Raw genomic sequence first — 6,698 nt, forward strand, 5'->3', positions numbered from 1 at the left:
TTTAGAATCAAGGCTGAGAGTAGCTTCTGAGACGATGGTTTTCTATTCATTACTTACACTAAAACTGTATTCATTCTATGAAACCATTCAGTAAAATAGCAAAGTGGGTAACGGGGTTGATGATGGTGTTACTGGTGGTTGGTTTCACCGGCTGTGCCACTACCTACAACGTTGCCACTGACTTTGACAAAGGCACCAATTTCCAGGCGTACAAAACCTGGCGCTGGTACCAGGACCAACCTGTTGCGAAGGACTCTACTAACCGCAGATACACTACGTTCTTAGACAAACGCGTGAAAAATGCGGTGGAAGCCGAGATGCAGCGCCGGGGTTTCCAGAAAGCTTCAGCTTCTGCCAAACCAGACATGTTGCTGGCCTATGATTTCACCATCGAGAACCAGCAACGCCTGAGCCCTAACTTTGTGAGCGTGCCGTCTATCGGGTACGGCTACTGGTACGGTTACCGCTATGCGTACACCTACAATCGTCTGTACAACACCACTACCTTGCAAGATTATCAGTCAGGCACCTTGATTCTGGACGTGGTAGATGCCAAATCCAATGAATTGATCTGGCGCGGAAGCAGTGAAACCGCTGCCTCTGAAAGATCCCTGACCGATGAGAAAGTGCAGCAGATTGTGACCAGCATCCTGGCCAAGTTCCCGCCTCAAGCCGAGGAGAGAGCCACTGCCCGCCGGTAATTCATCATTGCTTTTCTAAAAGCAGCCCAGAAGCCCCTTGCAGATGCAAGGGGCTTCTTTTTTTATGGTGACCTTTGACATTCATTTTACATTCGTTCCCTTCATTGTCATCCTGAAAGGATCTTGTGAGCGAACTAGAAAGGCCTTCATTCTCTGTAAAAGAGTTCTCTTTGCAGAAACAAGGGGAAAATATTACCTGTAGGGAACAGGCGTGACTACCGTTTGCTCACAAGATCCTTTCAGGATGACAAAGAGAAGGCGAAAGGCGGAATGGTAAAAAATTCTTAAATATTGTTTTACTAGTGAAGTCTGCTTCCTATTCCTCCACAAAACAAAAGAGCCACCTTTATGGGTGGCTCTTTTGTTTTGTAACTGTTTTGAAGAAAATACGGGTAAAACGTTACTTGATCTTGAATTCTGTTCTTCTGTTCATCTGGTGCTCGTCTTCGGTACATTCTACCCCATCGGCACAGCGGTTTCTCAGCTTGGTTTCGCCGTAGCCTTTCCAGGTGAGGCGGTTGCGCGCAATGCCCTGGCTTACCAAGTATTCTACCGCCGACTGCGCTCTGCGCTCAGAAAGAATCTGGTTGTAGCCATGGCCTTCGCGGCTGTCTGTATGCGAACCTAGCTCAATCTTAATGCTAGGGTTGTCTTTGAGCGTACGTACCAGTTTGTCTAGTTCCACCGCGGCGTCTGGGCGAATGTTCCATTTGTCCAGGTCATAGTAGATGTTCTCCATGGCAATAGACTGCTCGCGCTGGCTTTTGTCAAAGATGAGCGTGACGCGGGTGGTATCTGCCAGGTTCACGGTATCAATGGCCACCAGGGCGGATTGGGTTAAGAAGCCGAATTTCTCGCCTTTCAGGCCATACGTAGAGCCTTTCATCACGCCAAACTTGTATTCGCCGTTGCGGTCTGAAAACGCAATGGTAGAGTCTGTGGTGTTCTGCGGCGTCAGTTTCAGACGCACATCGGCCAACGGCTGATTGATGCTGTTTTTGCCTTGCACCTGCACGCGCTCCAGGGTAGTCACCATCAAGACTGCGTTGCTCAGCAGTTTGAAGGAGTAGATGTCATCGGTGCCGTTGTTGCTGTCACGGTTAGAAGAAAGGTAACCGCCCAGGCTGTTGCCCGCTCCACGCAAAAACACCATCCCGAAATCATCTTTAGAGGAGTTGATAGGAGTCCGGAGGTTTTCTGGTTTGGTCCAGGTAGTTCTATTGCCTTTGGCTTTGAAGACGTCTAAACCGCCCAAACCCGGGTGCATGTCTGAGGAGAAGTACAGGTTACCGGCCTGGTCAAAGCCCGGGAACATCTCTTTGCCACTGGTATTGATGGTGCTTCCGGCATTTACCGGCGCTCCCCAGCTTCCGTCAGACTGAAGTTCAGAAAAGTAAATATCCGTTTCGCCGTAGCCACCGGGTTTGTCAGACACAAAGTACAGTACTTGCCCGTCGGGCGAAATGGCCGGGTGCCCCATGCTGTACTCGTCTACCTTGTTGTATTTGAAGGGCTTTACGCCAGCCCAGGCAGAACCGTTCCGGCGCGCCGTATAGATTTCCAGCCGGTTCACGTACTCGTTCTCCACCGGCACCACTACCCAACTGGTAGGGTCCATGTTGGCGTTGTCTGGCACTTTTTTCACCATTTTGGTGCGGGTGAAATAAAGCGTGGTGTTTTCTGAATCCAGCACCGCAGGGCCGTCATGGTACACCGAGTTCAAGGTGGCGCTGGCCAACGTTGGGGCTTGCCAGGTGCTATCTTGGTTACGCTGGGCGAAGAACATCTGCAGGTATGGTCTACCGGTCCAGCCGTAGGCCCCGGCGTCTATGGCTTTCGCGTTGCCCATGCTGCCTCCCCGGTCTGAGGTGAACAAGATGCCATCTTCATACACCGTAGGGCTGAAGTCTGAATTACCCGAGTTGATCTGGGTTTCATTGACCACAATGGCGGTTGGCGGCTCTTCCAGCAATTTCAAAGCAGCGTCAGAGGTCTGGGCCTTGGCGTGGGCTTTGGCGGCTTCGGCGGGTACTTTGATGGCGTAGTCCTGGTACTGGGTTTTGGCCTCAAAGTACTTGCCGTTGCTTCTCAGGGCTTCGGCGTAATAATAGGTATTGATAGGATCGGCTTCTGGCATGGCCACCACTTTGGCGTACCACTGCTCTGCCTGCACCGTACGGCCGGTGAGGCGGTAAGAATCGGCCAGCCGCTGGGCTCCCTGCAAATCTGGGGTCTTTTGGGCAAAAACCTCCTGATACTCTTCTATCGCGAGGGCATAATCAAAGTTCTCGTACAGCCTGTCAGCTTTACGGGTGGTCTGGCAACCGCTTAGGGCTAAGCTACCAGCCAGGCAAGAAAGTAAAAGTGATTTGTATAGTTTACACATAGAGGCGTCTGGTTAGAATTAGAAATACCGGGGAGTTACCATCTTGGTCTCTTCCTTTTTCAGGAAGCTGTACCCAACAGATATTTCATGGGTGCTCAAGTCATTCAGGTTGCTGTGCAGCGTAAAGTCATGGGCATACCCCAGGCGCAACCGTTTGGTCACATACAGTTCTGCAATGGCTACCAGGGCATCTTTGGAGCTTAAGCCTTTCCCCTCAAAATCATTCTTGAAGATGTTCATGGCCGTACGGTAGCTGCCACCCACCCAAATGCGCTCTCCCAGTAGGAAAAATGCGTTGAAGTCTACATTGGTAGGACCATCAAAATTCTCCTTGAGCATGACACTGGGTTTCACCTTGATGTTGCGGGTAATGTCCACCACATACCCCACGTTCAGGAAGTAGTGGCGCTCCGGGTCATAGTTGATGTCTTTGTCAATGCCCAGCAAATCAGTCACGGACACTCCGGCATAGAAACGCTCGGTGTGGAAGAAGATACCGGCTTTCAGGCTGGGGCTCCAGGTGGTTTCTTTCTGGGCACTTACCACGGCTGGGTCGTTCTGGTCATTGCCAGTCACCAGCTTGGTACCGTCCACCGCAAAGTGCGACACCCCGGCAGCCAACCCGAAAGAAAGCACACCGGCTTCGCTTACCGGCACTTTCACGGCAGCGTCTACCTCTATGTTCTTGCGGTTCTGCGCGAAAATTTCATCTCTGGTAGCATGGAAGCCTAACCCAATCCGGCTGTTGTTGGTAAGCCCGTCTATGCTGAAGGATTGGGTATTGGGAGCTCCTCGCAGGCCTACCCACTGCGTGCGGTGGAAGGCATTCAGCGTCAAGGTTTCCTTGCTCCCGGCATATGCCGGATTAATAACCAACTGGTTGAAAATGTACTGCGAAAACTGAGCCCGGTGCTGCGCCCAGCTGCTCACCGCAGTACCCAGCATGGCTATGCCTATGATTAAAAGTCTTTTCATTTCTGCTCTAAATTAATGATTGGAATATCTCTGCTTAGCGAACTACCTGTACCGGACCTCTAAAGACTTGGTCTTTGCCATCACAGCCTCTCACGCGCAGCACATAGAAATAAGTAGCCTCTTCCAGGCCGTTGGCCATCCAGGTATTCTTATAGCCTTTGGCTTTGTAGATCTCATTGCCCCAACGGTTGTAAATGGTCAGGTCATTGTCTGGGAAGTTGAGCAGGTTACGAATCACCAGCGCATCATTGATACCATCACTGTTCGGGCTGAACACCGTAGGAACCATAATCTCTGTACCGGCATCAGAAGCTCTTACTTCGGCGGAAGCCAAACCGCTGGAGCAGGTGCTGGCGTTGCTGGCAACCACGGTCAGGGTTCCAACCGCATTCAGATCAGAAGATTTAAGCGTCACCGATGTACCCGTGGCAGTGATGCTGTTATCTGTAAAGGTGAAGCCAGCCGGGGCGGTCCAGGTATATACCAAGCCGGCCACCGGATTAGAGATGGCGTAAGCCAGACCCGTACACGGACCACTGTTATTGAGAATGACCGGCGTAATTGGAGCCGGACTTGGCACAACCTCCTGCGTAGAAGCCGTAGTGGTACCGCACGCATTTGTAGCAGTTACCGTTACTCTACCTGCGCCGGTACCGGCTTTCACCTGTACTTGCGTACCCGTAGCGGCACTTGTTCTTTCCCAGCCGGTTCCGGTCACGCTCCAGGTGTACACCACGCCTTCTTCCGGTTGCGCTACGCTGTACTGGTACGTAAGAGCAGAGCATAGTCCGGTTACCTGAGGGGTGGTAATCACAGGGGTAGCTGGTGCGGCTCTCACAACCAATTCAACCGGGAAAGCCACGCTGTTCTGGCAGTTACCCAACGCAACCGCTACTACCGTAATGGAATACGTTCCCGGCAAAGTGGTAGCGCCCGCTTTGATGGTAAAGGCAGAAAGGGATTGCGATTCTATCACCAAGCCGCTGGTTGGCGGCACTACAATAGCCAGACTGGTTACTCCGGCAGAGACATTGCTTACCGCGTAGGTAACAGACCCATTGGTACATACTTCGCGGGCTCCTATTACATTTGGCACCTCTGGCCGCACACAGATGGTAGCGTCATCAGCTTGTTCTTCGCCGCTAATGGTGGCAGTGTTCGTGATCAGACCCAACGCAGTGGTTTTAGCGGTAATCCGCAGGGTTGCCGTCTGGTTCGCGTTTAGCGAGCCGATGGCCCAGATACCGGTAGTAGCATTGTAAGCTCCCTGGCTTGCCTCAGTTGGCGGCAATAGCGTGAGCCCGGCAGGTAATTTATCTTCTACGGTTACATTAGTAGCGTCTCCAGGTCCGGCGTTGGTCACCTGAATGGTGTACACCACGTTTTCTCCAATAATGAAGTTGGCCGCATTGGCAGACTTAGAGATTCTTAAAGTAGCGTTTCCTGAAGGGTTGTCTCCGGGATTACCGCCATTGTCTCCATCATCACCTCCGTCGTCACCGTCATCTCCTCCGTTATCGCCGCCATTGTCGTTATTACCGTTGGCGACTGGTTCTGGCAAAGAAATGTTGTTGTTGTTTAGCGTAATGTCTCCCGCCGCGGAAAGCACCCGTCCCACTAAACTGGTTCCTAAGCTCAGCAGCGCATTGTTCTGCACCACGAAGTTCCCGCTGAGGTTTGAAGGTGCTCCCACAACCCCGCTGGTGCCAACAGTAATATTACCGGTTACCCGGAAGAAGACGTTGTTCACGCTGGCATTGAAAACATTGATGGCAGAGCCTGGGTCAATGACCAGATCACCGTTTACCTGTATGATGAAAATGGAGTTGGGGTTGTTCTGCCCATCAAACTTCAGGCGGCCACTGATGCGGGCGTTGCCATTGTAGTGGTAGACACCCCGGTTCAAGGTGGTACCTCTCACAGCTGCATCTGAGGCCGTGAACCCACCGCCTAGCATCTGTCCGGTTAAATCTTGGGTGGAGGTAAACTGGCCCAGTTCATTGTACACGCGCACTACGTCGGTTTTGGCTTTTGCCGCCGATGTAGTCCCGCGCTCAATATCGCCTACTACTTTACCGGTGGTAAAACCAGTCACCAGATTTCCGGGCGAAGTACCCAGATCTCCATAGACAACGCTACTGCCGGTACTGTTTACCGCCGTATTGCCCAACACAGCGAAGCCACGCGCCACTCCTAAGGAAGGAGGGTTTAGGGTTTGGGCATTAATGGAAAAGACTACAGCAAACAAGGCTGCAGTGAGATGTAAAATTTTCTTCATGTAAATTTCAAAGGGATTGACAGGAAAAGGAACAACTATAAGTTATATTTAAAATTTTATATATTTTATAATTTAAATGAAATATCAATAATTCAGATAGTACACTAATTGATTAAAATCATTTATAATCAGAAACTTAAAACTAAAGCTTCAAATGATAAAAACTGTGTTATTTGTCTAAAACAGGCATTAAACATCTATTACTTAAAGCAGAATAATTATTTTTTGGGCAAGTTAAGTATAAATACGCAGCTTGTTAGTTTTATTTAAAGATAAATATTATCTATTTCTTACAAATCATACTAATTAACATAACTATTCAAACAATTTTATACCCAATGCCCCTCTATTGGCATTT

Annotated in this window: 4 protein-coding genes; 1 reads left to right on the forward strand and 3 read right to left on the reverse strand. The window is 50.3% G+C overall.

Annotated elements, in window-relative coordinates; genetic code table 11:
- Nucleotides 1-77 precede the first annotated feature (77 nt).
- Nucleotides 78-701, forward strand: a complete 624-nt coding sequence (locus ACY0JR_RS18790; RefSeq protein WP_462635705.1) for a DUF4136 domain-containing protein — start codon at nucleotides 78-80, stop codon at nucleotides 699-701.
- 400 nt (nucleotides 702-1,101) lie between these two features.
- Here ACY0JR_RS18790 and ACY0JR_RS18795 read toward each other — a convergent pair whose 3' ends face one another.
- The 3 genes from ACY0JR_RS18795 to ACY0JR_RS18805 are packed head-to-tail and all read right to left on the reverse strand — an operon-like array spanning nucleotide 1,102 to nucleotide 6,340.
- A complete protein-coding gene (locus tag ACY0JR_RS18795) occupies nucleotides 1,102-3,087 on the reverse strand; it encodes an OmpA family protein (RefSeq protein WP_462635706.1) in 1,986 nt (661 codons plus the stop codon).
- 18 nt (nucleotides 3,088-3,105) lie between these two features.
- Nucleotides 3,106-4,062 (reverse strand): PorP/SprF family type IX secretion system membrane protein, encoded by a 957-nt coding sequence (locus ACY0JR_RS18800; RefSeq protein ID WP_462635707.1) that lies wholly within the window; start codon nucleotides 4,060-4,062, stop codon nucleotides 3,106-3,108.
- A gap of 34 nt (nucleotides 4,063-4,096) precedes the next feature.
- Nucleotides 4,097-6,340, reverse strand: a complete 2,244-nt coding sequence (locus tag ACY0JR_RS18805; protein WP_462635708.1) for an ice-binding family protein — start codon at nucleotides 6,338-6,340, stop codon at nucleotides 4,097-4,099.
- Nucleotides 6,341-6,698: the final 358 nt, after the last annotated feature.

This window comes from Rufibacter sp. JT3400010 (assembly GCF_054956755.1).